Source organism: Aminobacter sp. GW821-FHT11F06, assembly GCF_058808215.1.
On the sequence record NZ_JBXARL010000011.1, the window covers coordinates 1 to 19,385 of the forward strand.

15 protein-coding genes are annotated in these 19,385 nt (G+C 62.5%); 5 read left to right on the top strand and 10 right to left on the bottom strand.

What is annotated here, in order from left to right; all coding sequences use genetic code 11:
- Nucleotides 1-275, top strand: a 275-nt coding sequence (locus AC1RTB_RS22975) for a hypothetical protein (protein WP_492881474.1), incomplete at its 5' end; no start/stop codon positions are given.
- 362 nt (nt 276-637) lie between these two features.
- Nucleotides 638-2,605, top strand: a complete 1,968-nt coding sequence (locus AC1RTB_RS22980) for a M23 family metallopeptidase (protein WP_492881589.1) — start codon at nt 638-640, stop codon at nt 2,603-2,605.
- 2 nt (nt 2,606-2,607) lie between these two features.
- Here AC1RTB_RS22980 and AC1RTB_RS22985 read toward each other — a convergent pair whose 3' ends face one another.
- Nucleotides 2,608-3,441 carry a diguanylate cyclase domain-containing protein gene (locus tag AC1RTB_RS22985; protein WP_492881475.1) on the bottom strand — a complete coding sequence of 278 codons (834 nt, stop codon included), beginning with the start codon at nt 3,439-3,441 and terminating at the stop codon, nt 2,608-2,610.
- A gap of 77 nt (nt 3,442-3,518) precedes the next feature.
- Nucleotides 3,519-5,063: an MFS transporter gene (locus tag AC1RTB_RS22990; RefSeq protein WP_492881476.1), complete on the bottom strand. Its 1,545-nt coding sequence runs from the start codon at nt 5,061-5,063 to the stop codon at nt 3,519-3,521.
- Between the two features lie 1,070 nt (nt 5,064-6,133).
- Here AC1RTB_RS22990 and AC1RTB_RS22995 point away from each other — a divergent pair.
- Both AC1RTB_RS22995 and AC1RTB_RS23000 read left to right on the top strand, forming a co-directional pair.
- Nucleotides 6,134-7,315 (top strand): DUF937 domain-containing protein, encoded by a 1,182-nt coding sequence (locus tag AC1RTB_RS22995; protein WP_492881477.1) that lies wholly within the window; start codon nt 6,134-6,136, stop codon nt 7,313-7,315.
- Nucleotides 7,316-7,684: 369 nt separating this feature from the next.
- Nucleotides 7,685-9,058, top strand: a complete 1,374-nt coding sequence (locus tag AC1RTB_RS23000; RefSeq protein WP_492881478.1) for a cation-efflux pump — start codon at nt 7,685-7,687, stop codon at nt 9,056-9,058.
- A gap of 84 nt (nt 9,059-9,142) precedes the next feature.
- On the opposite strand, the gene AC1RTB_RS23005 is transcribed toward AC1RTB_RS23000, so the two are convergent.
- The 5 genes from AC1RTB_RS23005 to AC1RTB_RS23025 all read right to left on the bottom strand — a co-directional run bounded on the left by AC1RTB_RS23005 (nt 9,143) and on the right by AC1RTB_RS23025 (nt 13,941).
- The gene (locus tag AC1RTB_RS23005; protein WP_492881479.1) at nt 9,143-10,471 is read right to left on the bottom strand and encodes a hemolysin family protein; all 1,329 of its coding nucleotides are present in this window, start codon (nt 10,469-10,471) and stop codon (nt 9,143-9,145) included.
- Nucleotides 10,472-10,610: 139 nt separating this feature from the next.
- Nucleotides 10,611-11,015 carry a hypothetical protein gene (locus AC1RTB_RS23010; RefSeq protein ID WP_492881480.1) on the bottom strand — a complete coding sequence of 135 codons (405 nt, stop codon included), beginning with the start codon at nt 11,013-11,015 and terminating at the stop codon, nt 10,611-10,613.
- A 210-nt stretch (nt 11,016-11,225) separates the two neighbouring features.
- A complete protein-coding gene (locus AC1RTB_RS23015; protein WP_492881481.1) occupies nt 11,226-12,458 on the bottom strand; it encodes an HlyD family secretion protein in 1,233 nt (410 codons plus the stop codon).
- Between the two features lie 3 nt (nt 12,459-12,461).
- Entirely contained in the window at nt 12,462-13,046 is a 585-nt protein-coding gene (locus AC1RTB_RS23020) for a hypothetical protein (protein ID WP_492881482.1), read from the bottom strand.
- Nucleotides 13,047-13,356: 310 nt separating this feature from the next.
- Nucleotides 13,357-13,941 (bottom strand): DUF4337 domain-containing protein, encoded by a 585-nt coding sequence (locus tag AC1RTB_RS23025; protein WP_492881483.1) that lies wholly within the window; start codon nt 13,939-13,941, stop codon nt 13,357-13,359.
- 162 nt (nt 13,942-14,103) lie between these two features.
- Here AC1RTB_RS23025 and AC1RTB_RS23030 point away from each other — a divergent pair, with 162 nt between their 5' ends.
- On the top strand, nt 14,104-14,409 hold the full coding sequence (locus tag AC1RTB_RS23030; protein ID WP_492881484.1) for a hypothetical protein: 306 nt from the start codon (nt 14,104-14,106) through the stop codon (nt 14,407-14,409).
- Between the two features lie 299 nt (nt 14,410-14,708).
- On the opposite strand, the gene AC1RTB_RS23035 is transcribed toward AC1RTB_RS23030, so the two are convergent.
- The 3 genes from AC1RTB_RS23035 to clpB all read right to left on the bottom strand — a co-directional run bounded on the left by AC1RTB_RS23035 (nt 14,709) and on the right by clpB (nt 19,380).
- Nucleotides 14,709-16,100 carry a L,D-transpeptidase family protein gene (locus AC1RTB_RS23035; RefSeq protein ID WP_492881485.1) on the bottom strand — a complete coding sequence of 464 codons (1,392 nt, stop codon included), beginning with the start codon at nt 16,098-16,100 and terminating at the stop codon, nt 14,709-14,711.
- 132 nt (nt 16,101-16,232) lie between these two features.
- On the bottom strand, nt 16,233-16,595 hold the full coding sequence (locus AC1RTB_RS23040; RefSeq protein WP_492881486.1) for an MmcQ/YjbR family DNA-binding protein: 363 nt from the start codon (nt 16,593-16,595) through the stop codon (nt 16,233-16,235).
- A gap of 181 nt (nt 16,596-16,776) precedes the next feature.
- Nucleotides 16,777-19,380, bottom strand: a complete 2,604-nt coding sequence (gene clpB / locus AC1RTB_RS23045) for an ATP-dependent chaperone ClpB (RefSeq protein WP_492881487.1) — start codon at nt 19,378-19,380, stop codon at nt 16,777-16,779.
- Nucleotides 19,381-19,385 lie beyond the last annotated feature (5 nt).

The following is a 19,385-nucleotide window of genomic DNA, read 5'->3' on the forward strand; positions in this document are numbered from 1 at the left end:
TTTCCAACTTTTGCGAATTTTTTGCGACAAACAACCAACCCAATCCCACACCCCTTGCAAACCCTGCGGAAGCAAAAGTTAACCCCACCCAACATCCCCACCACCCCGACCAAAACTCAGCCAACAACAACCGCCGCCCGCCCAACACATTCAATCCCAACGCGAAAACCAGCACCCAAACCGTCCGCAAAACGGGAAACCACGCCAGACAACAAGAATCGGACACAAAAACACAGCGCGCCCCAGCGCGAAAATCGACCGACAAGAATGATTGAGGGCCGATTCACCGGCATGGCCCGCGGCGCGCTCGGCACCGGCAAGACCCCTGCTCTCTCCGGCTGCCGATGCCGCCATATATATATATATATAGAGCACCGCCCGTCGGTCGCTCTTTCGTCCCCCATATATAGAGTGGGACAAAGTTGCCCTGCTGCTGGTGAAGCCCTATTCCCGCCCCAATGCGCGCAGATGTCTCGAAGCGGCCTTGGCGCGGAATGAGTCTGTACGCGCCACCCATATATAAGAGAGGGGCAGGCTGACGGATCGCGGTTCGTTGACTTGCAACGCCATGACAGGCAAATGTCTTGGCACCTAAAAACAAGCGGGCGCCAAGCGTCGGGGATATTCACCGTACTTGATGCAGGATACGGACCAGACCATAGCCGAGCTCGGCAATGAGCCGCCGCTTATAGCGGATGGCCGCGCCGGTCCCCCGGACCGTCGCGAGGTCTCTGCGCGTTGGCTCTCAGGCACCTTCCTCACCGGCGTGACATCTTCGGTCTTGATGGGCGTGGCACTTTTCGCCGCGCTTGACGGCCGCGAGCAGCTTGCGACCCCACCCGAGATCGCCGAACTGGCAACGCTTGCCGCAGGCGGCGACGCCGGCCAGAAAGCCAAGACCACGCGCCTTGCGCCGCTGCGCCAGATCGCCAAGGCCAAGGACCGGCGGCGCATGGAAGTGTCGATGGTCACCAAGCAGGGCGACCGCGACGTGATCCGCACCATGCCCTTCGTGCAGATCAAGATGGCGCTGGCCGCAAGCCACCCGACCACACGCAGCTACCCGGCCTTCGATCCCCTGACGGTCTTTGCCGAAGACGGCCCCGCACAGCCGGCGGCCACCGCCGCCGCAACCGGCCAGATCTACGGCGTCAAGGTCGAGAGCGAGATGAGCCTCAAGACTGTCGACTTCCCCGTGGAGACCGCAACTTTCGACGAAACCTCGGCCCTTTCCGCCAATGAGGTCGAAAAGGTTGTCCGCGACGCCGGCGGCGACCTGACCGAAGGCGATATCCAGGTGGCGTCACTGCACTATGTCGACCCGCAGCGTTTCGGCGACGCCTTCGCCGACCAGACGCTGGCCGGCTCCTATGGCATCAAGATCGTGCCGGAGAATGTCTCGGTCTCGTCCCGCGCCGACGTCGATCCCGAGACACTTTCTTATGCCGAAGACATCATCGCCTTCGAAAAAGACCGCAAGATCGTCGATGCGCTGGCTGACTCAGGCTATGCCGGCGAAGATGCCCTGGGCATGGCGAACGCAATCTCGCGCCTGCTCAACGCCACGGCACTCAAAGCCGGCACCGTGCTGCGCATCGGCCTCGAAGTTCGCGGCGATGTCGGCAAGATCGTGCGCACCAGCGTCTACGACCGCACCCAGCATATCCTGACCATCGCGCTCGACGACCGCAACCAGTTCGTACCGGGCGACGAGCCGGAGCCGAACCCCGAAATCGCCACCGCCTTCGACGACACGCCAAGGGTGTCGACGTCACGCGGTGCGTTGCCCACGGTCTATGACGGCATCTATCGCGCGGCCTATTCCTACGGCATGTCGCAGGACATGACCAAGAAGCTGGTCAGGCTTTTGAGTTCCGATGTTGACTTCCAGTCGCGGCTCAATCCATCCGACCGCATCGAGGTGTTCTTCTCGCAGCCCGACGGCGACGACAAGGCATCCGACGATTCCGAGCTGCTTTATGTCTCGGCGAATTTCGGCGGCAACACCCGCAACTTCTACCGTTTCCAGATGGGCGATGGCGCGGTCGACTATTTCGACGAGGATGGCCGCAGCGCGCGCCAGTTCCTGCTGCGCAACCCATTGCCCAACGGCAGGTTCCGCTCCGGCTTCGGCGGCCGCAAGCACCCGATCCTCGGTTACGTCAAAATGCACACCGGCGTCGATTGGGCAGCCCCCACCGGCACGCCGATCATCGCCTCCGGCAACGGCGTGGTCGAAAAAGCAGGCTGGGCCGGCGGTTACGGCAAGCAGACGATCATCCGCCACACCAATGGCTACGAGACATCCTACAATCACCAGAGCCGCATCGCTGGCGAGGTCGTTCCGGGCGCGCGCGTCCGCCAGGGCCAGGTCATCGGTTATGTCGGCACCACCGGCCTGTCGACGGGGGCACATCTGCACTACGAGTTGATCGTCAACGGCACCAAGGTCGACCCGATGCGCGTGCGCCTGCCCACCGGGCGCGCACTGAGCGGCGAGGAACTGACAGCCTTCAAGCGCGAGCGCGAGCGCATCGACGATCTGCTCAAGGACGAAAACAAAGACGCGCTGAAGGTGGCGAGCACCGCAAAGGCCAGCGGCTAAGTTCAGCTCGCGATGCTTGTATTCACGACGCCGTCACTTGCAAGGGCGTCGTATTTGGCCCGCTTGGCGATGTACATGGCCCGGTCGGCGGCCGCGATCAGGGCTTCTGGATCACCCCCGTCGTCCGGGAAGACCGCGATGCCGATCGTGGCACCGACGATCAGTTGCAGCGTGTCCATTTCAATAGGCTTGGCAATATCGCGCTGGAGCCGTTGCCCGAGGAAAAGCAGCGCCTCGGGATTGCTCACATCGTGCAACACCACGCCGAACTCGTCGCCACCGAGACGGGCAACTGTCGCTCCCTTGGGCGCTGCAGATGCAATCCGCTGCGCCACCTCGACCAGCACGATATCGCCGGCGGCATGGCCATGCCTGTCGTTGACCGGCTTGAACCCATCCAGGTCGATGTAGATCACCGCACAGCTGGACGGCGACTTGTCCGATCGCCCGATCGACGCGTGGATCTCCTCGCGGAAACGGCGGCGATTGGCGAGACCGGTCAGCGGGTCGTGACGCGCGGTGTCATGGGCAAGGCGCTCCGCCGCCTCGCGCCGCGCGATCTCGCGGGAGAGCTGCCGGGTGCGAATGGCGAGCATGACAAGAGCCACGATACCGGCGCAAAGCAGCAGCGACAGCATTTCATCCAGCTGCCACGCTTCGTATGTGCGCGTGAGCTGATAGAGCCGCTCAAAGAGGTTGACCTGCGTGTCTATCGCAAACAGGACGACACACAGCAGCAGCCAGATTCCGTAGGGCATATATCCTCGCCAGATGGCGGTGCTCCACGGCGTTGTCTCGCCCAAGCCCTGGTGCCGACGCTTATCGATTGCCGACATGATTTCCGCCTTTTTTCAACATCAAAGACATGCCGCCAAAGCCTTAACAAGGTGCTAGCGCAGCTCATACAATTGTATCAATCCGTGCCAGTCTGCACGCTTGTCCCGGGCTTTTCGTCGGCCCTTTTCCACGACGGCTGGGTGAGCCAGGCGACCGCTGCCGCCACAAAACACATCGCGGCCGAAATGGCGGCAATCGCCGAAAACGCGCCGTTGCTGGCCGATACCCTGAGCGTCTCGGCGGCCGCATCGAGCGGCGTCGTGACAAAAGCGCCGAACTCCGCACCAGGTGCTGCCGTCCCCAAAACCTCGGCGAAGACGACGCCGGCGACGGCACCGAGCGAGGCGACCGCCATCAGGCCGGCGGCGCGCGCGAGTGCGTTATTGATGCCCGAGGCGAGGCCGGTGTCTTCTTCGGGCGTCGCCCGCATCACCGCGGCTGAAACCGGAGACACCACGATCGCCATGCCGAGGCCCTTGAGCAGCAGGATCGGGAACGTCACCTGCCACAGCATCATCAGCGGCATGGTGAGCGCGAGGCCCACATAAGAGATGCCGACGATCGCGGCACCTATTGTCAGTGGCCAGCGTGGCCCGATGGCGTCGGCCAGCCTGCCCGAATAGCTCGACAGGCCGGCGATGAACAGCGACAGCGGCAAGAACAACAGGCTCGCCTCCCACTCCTTGACGCCCCAGCCCGAAACGACTGTCATCGGCAGGAAAAACAGCACCGCATTGAAGGCGAAAAACAGGATCAGCGTGTAGAGATTGGCGCCGGTAAAGGCGCGCGAGGCAAACAGCTCGAGCTTGACCATCGGCGCCCGCGTCCACTTCTCCCAGATGATGAAGCCGGCGAAGACCGCCGAACCAAGTGCGATCCAAGCCCATGGCGATACAATTCTGGCTTCGGCGGGCAGGCCGAAGGCGGTCAGCCCCCAGGCCATCAGGCCGAGGCCGACGGTCGCCAGGATCGCCCCTGTGATGTCGAGCTTGCGCTTCGCGGACGGCCGGTCGCGCGGCACCTTGGCAAAGATCATGCCGAGCGCGACAAGCCCGATCGGCACGTTGATGGCGAAGATCAGCCGCCACATCCATTCGGCACCGAACGACAGCACCATGCCGCCGACGAACGGTCCCATGGCGGTGGTCAGCGACGAGAACGCCGCCCATTGGCCGATCGCCTTGCCGCGCGTTTCTGTCGGATAGGATTTTGCGATGATGGCAAGGCTGCCGGGCACCATCAGTGCCGCGCCGACCCCTTGGGCGGCGCGCGTGATGATCAGCATCTCGGCATCGACGGCGACAGCACAGGCCGCCGACGTGACCATGAACAGCAAGATGCCGGTGGCGAAGATGTTGCGGACGCCAAAGACGTCGCCGGCGGCACCGCCAAGCAGAACCAGCGCCGATAAAAACAGCATGTAGCCGTTGCTGATCCATTGCGCATCGACGAGCGACGCACCGAGGTCGGCGCGGATGACCGGCATGGCGAGCGACACCACGGTGCCGTCGATGAAACCCATGCTCGAAGCCAGGATCGCCGAAACCAGCACGTAGCGCCGCGCCTCGGGCGGGCAAAAGACGCGGCTGTTTTGGGCAGGCTGGATGTCGGATGTGTCCATGGGTTGAGACTATGTGCGAGAAGGTTGCGCGTGAAGTCACAAAGGCAACGATTTCGCGGAGCCAGAACTTGTCCCTCGCCCCGGTTACGGGGAGAAGAAACCAGGCCTATCCGCCGCCACGCCCCGTTTCCGGTCTGGCCATTGCCTGGAAAAGTTCGGGAAGCGGGGCGCGAGGCCGTGCCGTCCTATTGTAAGTTAGTGGCGCGACGTTCGCGCCCCGCCCGGTGTTCTTGCCCCGCTCAGTCGCCTCAACGCTTTCGCGCCGCCAGCCGCCGCAAGGCCCGGGCTTGGGGGCTCATCACCCAGCAGGAGAACCGACCCCCTGCCAGCCCGGCACCGGCGCTTCCCCCCGATGCCCGGTGCGCACCGGGGTCCCGTGGAAGAACGCGAGGAGAATGATACGGGAGGTTTTGAGGGCGTGGAGAAACGGGGGCGGTTTATCCACGGTGGTTGCTGACAGATGGTGACAGCTGAAGGTGCTTTATGAAGCAAATCTTCAACGTTGATATCCTTCGCACCCCCCTCTGGCCTGCCGGCCATCTCCCCCACAAGGAGGGAGATTAGTCGCTCCGACGGCGGCGCTCATTCTGCAAAGTCGCAGGGAAAGCTGGTGATTAGCTGGGGCGCCGATGGCGGCCTGATCTCCCTCCTTGTGGGGGAGATGGCCGGCAGGCCAGAGGGGGGTGCGAAGGAATGAGACGGTAAAGGGAATGCTCCCAAGAAAACGCCCAAACGATCCCCGCCGTGGAAAACCTCTCCACGCCTGCTCTCATGCATCACGCGGCATCTCGGCGAGCTGGGTTCAAGGCCTCGACCATCAACCTCAGCCATTCGTTCAAAGACCGGCCGCGGTACGTGGGTTGCTGACGGCTTCCATGGATAGCCTTGGCCCCGCGCGAGCACTGCCACCAGGTCTAATTAGACATTGCTTAAATACAACTGGTGATACGACCCCACGGCTGGTAAGCTCGACGGCTGGACTTAGCCGTCCAATAGCCCGACCACGGCGGTTCCCCGTGCAATCATGATCGCCGAGGTCCCCTACACTCCCAATACAGGAGCAGGACATCGTGGCAACAAATCTCATCTCGCTCGTAATGCAGTCCCTGACGCCAGACATGATCAGCAGGATCGCGTCTGTTTTCGGCCTGGACGCCAGCGCGACCCAGAAGGTCGCCTCAGCAGCGGTACCCGCATTGCTGGGAGGGTTCACCAAGGTGGCCGCCACACCTGATGGAGCGCGCAAGCTCTACGATGTGGTGTCGCAACAGTCGCCCGGCATTGTGGACAGCTTGGCCGGTGTGCTCGGCGGGTCAGGCCAAAGGACACTCGAAGAAAACGGGCTGAATATGGTCTCGTCGCTTTTCGGAGGCTCGACCACGCAAACGCTTGCCAGCACGATATCCAGATTTGCCGGCGTCGACCCCGGCGCGTCCTCGTCCTTGCTGGGACTTCTTGCCCCCGTGGTGACCGGCGCATTGGCAAAGCAGGCCAATGCCGGCAATCTTGATGCATCCGGCCTGGCCCAGATGCTGAATTCGCAGAAAAACAACATCCAGGCTGCAATGCCTGCGGGCTTTGCCGATCTCCTGAAAGGATCAGGCCTGCTCGGCGATATTGCAGGCATAGCCGGCCAGACCACCCGAGCCGCAAGCTCGGCGGCGCAAACCGCAACCTTCGCCGCTCAGCAGGCTTCGCGCGCGACCACGGCATCGTCGATGAACTGGGCATATTGGGTCATCCCGGCAGCGCTCGTTCTGGCCGGCGGCTGGTGGATGCTCGGCCATAGGACGACACCGCCCGTCCGGGAGCAGGCTGGAGCCGACACCCAGCAGATGGTCTCCCCGGAAACGACAGCATCTGTTGTCCCAGGCAACATGGCGGCCAGCGCCACCCAGGCATTGACGGTGCTCAAGGGCGTGCCCGGTGGAACCGAGATTGCAAACCAGACCAGTTCGGCGCTCGATCTGCTGAACAGCTCGTTGAATGGTGTCAGGGATGCGGCGACCGCCGAGACCGCCCTGCCCAAGCTCCAGGATGCGCAAGCGCAACTGGACAAGATCGGCGGCCTTGCCGCGCAGCTTCCAGCAGGAGGACGTGGTGCGCTCGCCACCATCGTTGCTGCCGGCATGCCGGCGCTCAACAGGCACCTCGACCAGATCCTGTCGATACCAGGCGTCGCAGCAATCCTGCAGCAACCGATCTATGGGCTGCGCACCAATCTGGAGACTTTGGCCAAGGCGCCAGCTTAGCCGTTGCGTCGGGGCGCCCGAGCCTGGCATCGGGCGCCGCGACCTGTTGCGATGACATCTCGCCGTTGGCAGTTGCCGGCTCGAGCAATCTGCTGGTTCAGGCAACGTGGATGAACGGGGCGTCTGCCCGCGTACATGCAAATGGCTCTCAACAGCAAGCAATTGTAATCATTGACTTTTTACAGATTTGATATTACTTGGCAGCCTATCGGGGAGTAGCAACCGCCTAGGCGCGGGAGCGCGTCAACATGCTCGCGCAAGCCGCGTGGCGCGCCCGGCCGGTGTTCACCGGCTCTGCAAGACCGAGGTCGATCAACCTCCAGGCAAACGACAGCCAATGTCACCGCTTGTCCGAAAAAGAGACGTTCCATGCAGAAAGAAAAAGAACAGGTCGCGCTCATCTCGATGCTGTCGAGCGCTTTTCTGGCCATCGCGAAATTCGCGATCGGCTTCATGACCGGCAGTATCGGCCTCATCTCGGAAGGCGTCCATTCCTCGTCGGATTTTGTCGCGACCCTTGTCACCTGGTGGGCCGTGCGCGTCAGCAACAAACCGGCCGATGAAGTTCACCACTACGGCTACGGCAAGATGGAGAGCATGGCCGCTCTCTTCGAGGTTCTGCTGCTGTTCGTCGCGGCCGGCTGGATCGGTTATGAGGCGATAAAACGCCTGTTTGGCGAACCGCATCAGATCGAGGCAGCGCCCATCGCGATCGCGGTGCTGGTGGTGTCGATCATTGTCGATTTCTGGCGGGTCCGGGCGCTGCGCCGGGTTGCCAAGGCGACCGGCAGCCCGGCACTCGAGGCGGACGCGTTGCATTTCCTGTCCGACATGCTCGCCTCCGGTGTCGTGCTCATCGGCATGGTGTTCGTCACCTTTGGCTATCTTTCGGCGGACGCCATCGCCGCGCTGATCGTCGCCTGCTTCATTGTCGTGGCCGCGGTCAAGCTTGGCCGCCGCTCCTTCGCTTCGCTGGTCGATGCAGCGCCTGAGGGTGCCGATGCGACAATCCTTTCGGCGGTGAACAAGGTTGCCGACGTCATTGCTGTCGAACGCATAAGGGTACGCATGGCCGGCGCGACGCCGTTCATCGAATTGCTCGTTGCCGTCAGCCGCGCGCTGCCGCCCGAGCGCCTCGCCGGCGTCAAAACTGACGTCGTCCGCGCCGTGCATGAGGAGTTTGCGAACGCCGAAGTGACTGTCGAGACCGAATCCCGGTCGGTGGACGACGAGAGCATTGAAACGCAGGTTCGCATCATCGCGGCGAACCGGGGCGCTGCCATCCACCGGCTGACCGTGCAGCGTGTCGGCAAGGGGCTGTCGATCAGCCTGGACATCGAGGTGGATGCCAACCTCAGCCTCGATGAAGCGCATGCGGTCGCGAGCGACCTTGAGGCGGCGATCCGCCAGGAAGTCGGGAAAGATACCGAGATAGACACCCATATCGAACCCAAGACGGCCGAATGGCTGGATGGCGGTGCGCCTTCAAGCGAGGAGCATCGCGACATCGAGCGCTCTTTGATCGCATCTGCGGCTCAAGGTGGGGTTGTGAAGGACGTCCACAATGTTCGGATCCGCCAAACGAGCATTGGACTGATCGTGAACTTTCATTGCAGGCTTCCGCCGGCCATGCCGGTGACGGAGGCGCATGCCGCCGTCGACCAGTTGGAGCGAGATATCAGGTCCCAACATCCAAATGTCGGCCGCGTCATCGGCCACGCCGAACCGGCGCGGCAGACATAGGCGCAACAGCCATTGCCGGGCGGAAGCCGGACAGCATCTGTGGAGCGTGCAAGGCCGCCGCAACTTCCTGCACTGTCGGACGCATCATTCAGTCCCCGCCCACCGGCGGGCAAGCAGCTTGTCGATCCGCTTTCCGTCCATGTCGACGATCTCGAAGCGCCAGCCCTCATAGTCGAAGGTTTCGCCGGCTTCAGGCAGATGGCCGAGTTGCGCCAGGGCAAAACCGGCGATGGTGTGAAAATCACCTTCCGCCGAACCTGATCGGAAACCGAGGCTCGCAAACGCATCGTGCGCCAGCATCATGCCGTCGATCAGAAGCGAGCCATCTTCGCGCACGACGATGTCGGCTTCCTCGCCTTCCACGCCAGGCAGGTCGCCAGCGATGGCTTCGAGCAGATCGGTCTGCGTGACGATGCCTTCCAGGCTGCCATATTCGTCGATGACGATCGCCAGGCGCACCGGCGCCTTCTTGAACTGTTCGAGCACGCGGAAGATCGACGTCGCTTCGTGAACCGTGACGGGCTGGCGGATCACCGCCATCGGATCGAGGGCCTTGCCGTCGAGGACCTGCTCGAGCAGGTCCTTCTTCAAGATCATGCCCAGCGGCTCATCGACATCGCCGCGGCCGACAAGCAGCTGCTCGTGGCGGCATTCGCGAATTGTCCGCAACATCTCCTCGGCACTGTCATCGGCGTCGATCCAATCGACGTCGCGGCGCGGCGTCATGATGTCGGCGATGCGCCGGTTGCCGATGTTGAAGACGCGATCAACGACCTCCTGCTGGGCCTGATGCAGCAGTCCCGCCTCCTGGCTCGCCGCGACGAGCAGCTTCAGCTCTTCAGGCGAATGCAGCGAGCCCTCTCCGGTCCCAGGCCGCAGACCGCAAAGCCGCAGGACGAGATTGCCAAGACCGTTGAGCGCGATGATTGCCGGCCTCAGCAAAAGCAAAAACAGACCGAGCGGACGCACGACCCAAAGTGCCGTGCTTTCGCTGCGCTGAAGGGCGAGGCTCTTGGGCGCGAGTTCACCAAGAACGATGTGCAGCGTGGTGATGATGATGAAGGCGATCGCGACAGCGATCGCATGGGAGCCTGCCGTTGCAAGCGAACCCGGCAACGCGCTCAGCAATGGCTCTATCAGATGGGCGAGTGCGGGTTCGCCGACCCAACCCAGTGCAAGCGACGATATGGTGATACCAAGCTGGGTAGCCGCAAGGTTGGCGTCGAGATTGTCGACGGCGCGCTTCAAGGCGGAGGCGTTGTGCCTGCCTGCGTTGACCAGTTCGGTCACCCGGCTGCGGCGGACTGCAACGAGAGAAAATTCCGCCGCGACGAAAAAGCCGTTCGCGGCAACGAGTAGAAGTACGGCGAGTATTCCGAGCAAATCGGACATACTGCCATCGGAACTAGACATGGTCTCCTTTTGGGCGGCAGGCCGCCACGGACTGTGGATGGGAAACCCACCTATAGCATGGCTTGGTCGCATTGCTACGACTGTGACCGCCGCCAGGCGGAACACCTGCGAACCGCCCTTCGACGGCGTTTCCAGAAATTCAGGGCTTTGTCTGTGGCGTTTGCTCCCAGCACACCCCACTGGGTGGGGCATTCACGCCGGGTTCCGCTCCATAGCCAATTACGGTTGTCCGCAATACACCGCCTCTCCCGGTAGTGCTGACGCTTGAACGCTCAAGCAAAGCGATCTTTAAACTTTCTTCATCGTCATTCGACTCGTGCGCGATCAACCATACCCCTTCCTTCGTAATCTTGAGGACCTTGAAAAGACCGCCAAGGTCGTGGTCTTTTCCTTCCACAGTCACGGTCTTTGCCTGGTCATCAACCGTGACCGCTATCGGGGCCTCCGTGTACAAGCTGCACTGAAACTTCAACATCTCCGCGTGCGCGATCGTCGGCATCATTGGCAAGCTACCAGCCGCAAACAGGCGAATCCAACTGACCATGGCGTGCTCCTCTCCGCTGACATGAAACATCGAAATACGTCTTTGGTGACAAGGTTGCGTATGCTCCGTGTTCAACGCCGCAAATACTGGGCCTCTGTCTTCGCCGACTGTCCGCAAAATGGACGAGACGTCACGAAGATCGTGTAGCCGGTCGTGAACCGAACCGGGTCGGCGCAGAAAGATCGCGCCAGCTCGCGATACTGACGCCCCTCAGTGTCCGCCGAAGACCAGCGTCTGCACTGGAAGCAGCACGGCCTGCATCCGCAGGATCATGGCGTGGACCAGCCCGACAGTGTCCACCACATGCAGGAACAGCCAGCGCGGCGTGCTCAGGTTCGGGTCGGCCAGTGCGTCGTGATTGTTGGTATAGGCATTGGCGATGCAGCTGCCGCCCGGCGGAACACCTTCGAGTTGGCCAGGGAAAAGCGGCTCCAGAAACACGGTGATCGTTCCCGTGCGTGCTATCTGCTGGACATCGATGAGCTGGTCCGTCGGCCGGATCTGGCCGGCGGCGATGACATCCTGGACCTGGGTCACCACCATCGGGATGATGGTGTAGGGCTTGCCGATGCAGGTGGCCTCGGCGATCATGCCGACTTTCATCACCTGCGCCTCGATCTGCCCGAAACCAGCGATGAGCGCGACCCGACCGCCTTCGGCCGGAACGAGGATGCCCGCCGGCCGCAGCATCGGATTGACGACGTCGCCCGGCCTGAGCGTGAATTGCTGGACAGTGCCTGTGACCCCGGCGCGGATGAGCATCTTGTCGAGCTCGATCTGCGCCTGGGCAAGAGCTGCCTCAGCACTCGCCTTCTGGGCGGGCAGCAGCGAGGTGATCTTCGTCTCCAGCGTCTGCTTGTTGGCAACCGCGGCGTCGACCGCACCTTGCCTGCCATCGACGACGACTTGCAGACGCTCGATCTCGCGCGTTGCCACGACGTCCTTGTTGCGCTCGCGAAGCAGCGTCTTGGTCTCGAGTTCGTCCAGGGCCTGCGCAAAGGCGCCTTGCGCCTGCTTGATCACCCCGTCGGCCGCCGCTAGTTCGGTTTTGGCCACCGTGATCCCGGCGTCGACCTCGGCGATTTGTCGCCGGTCCGTCTCAAGTGCTGCCTCCTGCTGGGAGCTATCGAGCCGGAAAAGCGGTGCGCCAGCCTCGACCTTCTGGTTGATGCCAACAAACACCTCGGCAACACGGCCGCCGGTCTCGGGCAGGATCGTGACCGTGCGGAAGACGGCGGTGACGTTTGTGGTGGAGGGGTGGAAATAAAAGATGAGCGTGATCAGCGAAACCGTCAGCAGCAGGCAGGCGGTGATGCCCCAGCGCAGTTCGTACCACATGGAATAAAGGGTGATCTCGCGGCCGATCCGCTTGCCCTGGCCGTAGCGGCGGAAGAGATAGTCCGGGAAGACCGTGAGCAAGGAGCAGAGCATCAACTCAAGCATGGCTCAGCTCCCTTCTTTCGACGTGTCGGCGTTTGGCGTCGGGTTGAGGGCCATCGCCGGCTCCACGTGATGGGGATCGCGCTTTGCCGGTTCCGGTGTCTCGGCAAGCCTGGGAGGGTCGGCGCTTGGCGCTGAGCTCGTCGCCGGCTCGTCGAGCCCGTGTTTTCCCGCGAGTTTTTCCAGCGACGCGGCGATCGAGGTCATTGGCGTCGAGAAGTCCGGAAACTCGATAAAGGCCAGCAGCAGGGCCGCGATCCAGAACGCGTGGTTGTGCGTGAACAGCGAAATCAGCGCCAGGACCGCGACAAGCTCCATCTGCACCTTGCTGGTGCGATGCGCCATGCGCTCGGGCATGGCATGAAGCTGGAAGTACAAATTGCCGACGACAAGCACCGTCACCAGCAAGAAAATGACCGTGATGGTGAAGAGGGTATCGCTTTGCCCGGGCGCGGTGATGAAGAACGGCAGATGTTCAGTCGCCACCGGATGTGGCGTCGGCGCCTCCTGTGCAAAGGCGACGCGGCTGAGGAACAGGCTGGGTATCCAGAGCACCGCCGCCCGCGGCGCCGAACGCATGAACGATGACATTGTCCTACTGCCCTCTCTATGCAAGCCAGGCGCGGCGGCCGGCTTCAGTTGGAACGCTGCAATGCTCGTGGAAGAAGAGCGGTTAATGTCGAGGCGGCGTGGCAAATTCCCTGTTCAAGACCTGACGAGCAATCCGCGCGTGGACGATGGCGTCGACGCGCGATGCGGCGCCAATTTCGCCAGATTAGGCGCAAATTTTTGATGGAGCCAATAGCGAACTGCAAGCACGCCGGGAAATCGCTGAAAAGGCCTGCTGGAAGCTGCCGGCAGCGAGGCGAACCCTCATGCCTGGGCCGTGCACCTCGGCACTTCAACTCGCAAGCATTGCCCACAGGAAAAAACCAGCGCCGATGAGGCCAAGCACCGTCGAACCGAGCCAAGCCAGGCGTTTGCGGGTCAATGCGGCTACCGCGCCCAGCGCAATCGCCACCTGAAGCATCGCTACCGCGTAGGCGAAATAGTGGTGCTGATGGATCAGAAGGTCGGCGTCCGCCCCCTTCTCGTCGCGCTGGCGCTCGAGTTCCTGGGCCTTTTTCTGCGCGTCCTGCTGTTCGCTCTTGTAGCGCACGAGGTTCTTGTCGAGGTCGGGCGAAGCGGGTTTGTCCGCGCTCGCCTGCATTTCCTTTTGAGACTCCAGGACAACGGCCTTGATGCCCTTGGCCTGATAATAGGCCCATTGGTCGGACGCCTGCGCCTGCAACTGCGTCGCTTCGGTCTTGAGTGCGAGTGCTTCATTGACAGTGCTGCCGGCAAGCAGCGAAGCGACCGCCGCCAATGCCGCAAACAACGCCGTCGTCAGCGCGATCGTGCGCAGCAGCGTGCCGCCTTCCCTTTCCACTTCCTCGTGGATCGCCTCATGCAACTTGTCGGTGTCGACTTCCATTTCTTCAGGCATGGGTGTCCGCAGCCTCTCGTAGCCAAGCCAGGCATATGAGCGCCAACAGAGGCGGAAGGTGGGCGGCCGCGAGAAGGCAAAACGGGAACCAGCCGTCGTTACTCTGCCGTCTGGATCGCATCTGCCCTTCGCGCGTTTGTGTAGCGAATGGGAGCCAGATCAATGAACGTCGCGAACCTGCAACTCGAAGGCCTGTTGATGGCCATTGCATCGATCAATCATGTGCTTGTCCGCAAGGGCGTGCTGACTGCCGAGGAAATCGACATCGCCTTGCGCAGGGCCGAAGCGAGCGAAACAGCCGAGGAGCGATCCGACGGCATGTCGTCGTCCAACCGCGACGCCATCAACTTCCCCATCAGATTGCTGGAACTGGCCAACCGCTGTCAGCCCGAGGCGGATATCCCCTCATTCTCCGCACTGGCCCGAATGGTGGGCCAGATGAAAGAACCCTACAACGACCAGCTGTGAGATGGATGGCGCAGGCCTGCCTCTGGCGCGCGCGTCCGCACTCCGTGGGGAACATCAGAATAACGTGATGCGATGTGGGTTGCCCCCACCATAACGGCTGGTTACGCTCCAACATAATCAGAGAGCGAGAACAAGCGGCAAAAGCGCCCCAACAAAGGCAACTCATGACCGAAATCAGCAAAGCGGCAATCGCCTACTCAGCCCTTATCCTGCTCGCCAACGTGGCCCTGGTGTATGCGATCATGGGGCTCGTTACCGAGCCCTGATCAGGCTGCGGCCCAGCATCAGCACCGCTTCCCCTATTCGATGAACTCGACCGGCACGCCTGCCTTGACGATCTTGGCGAGTTCGCGCGCATCCCAGTTGGTCAGGCGCACGCAGCCATGGCTTTCGGTCTTGCCGATCTTGGATGGGTCGGGCGTGCCGTGGATGCCGTAGGTCGGCTTGTCCAAGGCGATCCAGACCGAACCGACAGGGCCGTTCGGCCCCGGCGGGATGGTCAGGACCTTATCGTTTTCGCCCTGCTTGAAATTGATCTTCGGGTTGTAGGTGTAGTTGGGATCGAGCGCGATCCGCGACACCGCGTGGATGCCCGTCGGCGACGGCGTGTCGCCTGACCCGATCGTCGCCGGATAGGCCGCGACCAGTCTGCCGGCCTCATCATAGGCGCGGACCTGTTTCAGCCCCTTGTCGGCGACGATGCGCGCGACCTGCTTGTTCACCAGCTTGCCGAAATTGGCGACTTTGACGATGGTGCCGGGCCGGTTGAAATTGGCCTCCGGATTGAGCGCCTTGAGATAGGTCTCGTCCATGTGGAAACGCTCGGCCAGCATTTCGGTGACCGAGGTGAAGGACATGCGCTCGAGCATTGCCTTTTCGCTGTAGTCGGTGGGAATCGACGCGACATACGGGCCGGCCGCATCTTCCGGCGTGATGGTGTAGGAGCCGAACGCGTCGCCGCCGGTCTCAAGCAGCGCCTGCTTGATGCCAGCGGCGTCGGTCGATTTGAGGCTGGTGCCGGTCATCTCGTTATAGGCTGCGAGCGCCTTGTCGACATTGGAGCCGAAGCGTCCGTCGATGACACCAGGCGAAGCACCCGCACGATCGAGCAGGATCTGCAGGCCCGCCACATCCTCGCGGCCCTTGACGCCGATGGACGGCTCGATGGACGCGCCGCCACCCGATCGCATCGGGTTTTCAGGAAGCGCCAACTGGTCATCTGAGTTGGGCAACGGCTCGCGCTCGACAAGCTGCTGGCCCGGCGCCTCGGGAAAGGCGTTGGGATCGTTGCGGTAATAATCGTCGCCGCCGCCAAAAGGCTCGGACGGCATGGCAGGCGCGTCGTCGGAGTAACCGCCATTCTGTACCGGGCCGAGCAACTCGTCGCCCTGGCGGTAATCCTGTTGCAGTTGCTGGCGGCGCAGTTCTCGCCGCAGCGCCTGGCGATTGTATTGGGTCTCCGGTGGCTGCACGGCAATGACCTTGCCGGTATAGGGGTCGACGAGCACGCGGTTGCCGCGACCGTCATAGAATATCTCGACGTCGGTGTCCTGCGCGAGACGGATCGCCTGCGGATCAGTCACCACGCGGCGCGGTTCGAAGCGCCCTTCGACAGGTGCGACGGCAGCCATTGCCTGGAGCGCCGACAGCCCGGTCGCCATGGCCGAAAGCACAATGATCTTGCGCAACATGGTCCCCAAATATCTCCGATATCCCGACCGCCCCCAAGGCGACCCCGGTGGAATCATGATGATTATCCACCGTCATCAAATAACGATCTGCTAACCCTTCCAACATGAACGGGGCATGAAAATGGCCGTGTTCTATACTGGAAAGCCAAGCTGCTTGCGCGTTGCCTTGGGAAGCTTTGCCGCGATCAGCCGGTGGCTTTCGCGGAGGTAGTCCTTGAGGCCGTCCCCATCCATGCTGTCGCCGGTCTGGCGCTGGATCCACGTCATGCCGCGCGAGGCAAGGTATGGTGCGGGCCTGAGCCCGGGCTGCTCCTTGAGGATGTCAAACGTCATCTCGGAGCACTTGAACGTGATGGCGAGCGCTTCGCCGCCGCTCCAGCCGCCGATGGCAAAGACCTTGCCGCCGACCTTCCAGACATGGGCGCCGCCCCATTGCACCACATGGGTGGTGTGAGGCAGCGAGGCGCAGAAGCCGTTGTATTCGTCGAGGGTCATGTCACCGCCATGGAAAGATAGTCGACCCCCACTCCGCCTCGCTACGCTCGGCACCTCTCCCCCGTTCGACGGGGGCGAGGAAGGGCGCCAAGCCCGGATGCCGTGCTTCCTCTCCCCCGTCGAACGGGGGAGAGGTGTCGAGGCGAAGCCGAGACGGAGTGGGGGTCGAAGACCCAGCCACCTAGGCCGCGGCTTCCGTCACTACAGTCGGCTTGGAGCGGAAGTTGAGCCGGTCCGAGCCCGCCGTGATCTTGACGGTCGAGCCGTCGAGGATGTCGCCAAGCAGGATCTTCTCGGCGAGCGGGTCCTGCAGCTCCTTTTGCATGACGCGCTTGAGCGGACGCGCGCCATAGGCCGGGTCGTAACCCTTGTGCGCCAGCCAATCGATCGCATCCTTGTCGAGCGACAGCGTGATCTTGCGGTCGGACAACAGCTTTTCGAGGCGCTTGAGCTGGATCTCGACGATCTTGCCCATGTCCTGACGACGCAGGCGATGGAACAGGATGATCTCGTCGACGCGGTTCAGGAATTCGGGCCTGAACGCGCTCTTGACCACGCCCATGACATCGTCGCGGACCTTGTCGACATCCTCGCCCTCGCCGAGCGCCACCAGATATTCGGCGCCGAGGTTGGAGGTCATGATGATCAGCGTGTTGCGGAAGTCGACGGTGCGGCCCTGACCATCGGTCAGGCGGCCGTCATCGAGCACCTGAAGCAGCACGTTGAAGACATCGGGATGCGCTTTTTCGATCTCGTCGAACAGGATCACCTGGTAAGGCCTGCGGCGCACGGCTTCAGTCAGCGTACCGCCTTCCTCGTAGCCGACATAGCCTGGAGGCGCGCCGATCAGCCGGGCCACGGAATGCTTTTCCATGAACTCGGACATGTCGATACGCACCAGCGCATGCTCGTCGTCGAAGAGATAGTCGGCGAGCGCCTTGGTCAGTTCGGTCTTGCCGACGCCCGTCGGCCCCAGGAACATGAACGAGCCGATCGGCCGGTTCGGGTCCTGCAGCCCAGCACGGGCACGCCGCACCGCCTTGGACACGGCCTGCACGGCTTCGCCCTGGCCGACGACGCGAACGCCGATCTCGTCTTCCATGCGCAACAGCTTCTCGCGCTCGCCTGCCAGCATCTTGTCGACCGGAATACCGGTCCAGCGCGACACGACATGGCCGATATGCTCGGGCGTCACGGTCTCTTCGACCATGGTGCCGCGGCCTTCGAGTGCTTCGGCCTCGACGAGCTTCTTTTCGAGTTCGGGGATGCGGCCATAGGCAAGCTCGCCCGCCTTCTGGAACTCGCCCTTGCGCTGCGCGATGGCAAGTTCGTTGCGCGCTTCTTCAAGCTTGCCCTTGAGGTCGGCGGCAAGCCCGAGCTTTTCCTTCTCCGACATCCACTGGCTGGTCACCTGGGTCGACTCTTCCTCAAGCCCGGCCAGTTCCTTTTCGAGCCGTTCGAGACGATCGCGGGAGGCGTCATCCTTTTCGATCTTGAGCGCTTCGCGCTCGATCTTCAGCTGCATGATGCGGCGGTCGATCTCGTCGAGGGCCTCGGGCTTGGAATCGATCTGCATACGCAGCCGCGAGCCTGCCTCATCGATCAGGTCGATCGCCTTGTCGGGCAGGAAGCGGTCGGTGATGTAGCGGTTGGACATCGTGGCGGCTGCAACCAGCGCGGAGTCCGAGATGCGAACCTTGTGGTGCTGTTCGTATTTCTCCTTCAGGCCGCGCAGGATCGAGATGGTGTCTTCGACCGTCGGCTCCGAAACGAAGACCGGCTGGAATCGGCGGGCAAGGGCGGCGTCCTTTTCGACATGCTTGCGGTACTCTTCAAGCGTGGTCGCGCCAACGCAATGCAGCTCGCCGCGCGCAAGTGCCGGCTTCAGAAGGTTGGACGCGTCCATCGCGCCATCAGCCTTGCCAGCGCCAACCAGCGTGTGCATCTCGTCGATGAACAAAATGATGCCGCCGGCAGCCGCGGTGACTTCCGAAAGCACGGCCTTCAGCCGCTCCTCGAACTCGCCGCGATACTTCGCGCCAGCAATCAGCGCGCCCATGTCGAGCGCCATCAGTTGCTTGTCCTTCAGCGATTCCGGCACGTCGCCATTGACGATGCGCGATGCAAGGCCCTCGGCGATGGCGGTCTTGCCGACGCCCGGTTCGCCGATCAGCACCGGATTGTTCTTGGTGCGGCGCGACAGGACCTGGATGGTGCGGCGGATCTCATCGTCGCGGCCGATGACCGGATCGAGCTTGCCGGCACGGGCATCCGCCGTCAGGTCGCGGGCGTATTTCTTCAAGGCATCGTAACCCTGCTCGGCAGTTGCCGAGTCGGCGGTACGGCCCTTGCGGATTTCATTGATCGCGGCATTGAGCGCCTGCGCGGTGACGCCCGCCTTGGCGAGGATTTCGGAGGTCTTGGCCGACTTCTCGACGGCGAGTGCGGTCAGCAGACGCTCGACGGTGACAAAACTGTCACCGGCCTTCTTGGCCAGGTCCTCGGCTGTCGAAAACACCTTGGCGAGCGGCTGGGCCATGTAGAGCTGGCCGTTGCCGCCCTCGACCTTCGGCAACGCATCGAGCGCTGCCTCGACGCCAAGCTTGGCGTCGTTGGCGCGGCCGCCGGCGCGTTCGATCAACGACGCGGCAAGGCCTTCGTCGTCATCGACAAGGACTTTGAGGATATGTTCGGGGGTGAACTGCTGGTGGTTGCGCGAAAGCGCCATCGTCTGGGCGGACTGGATGAAGCCGCGGACGCGCTCGGAGTATTTCTCAAGGTTCATTCTAT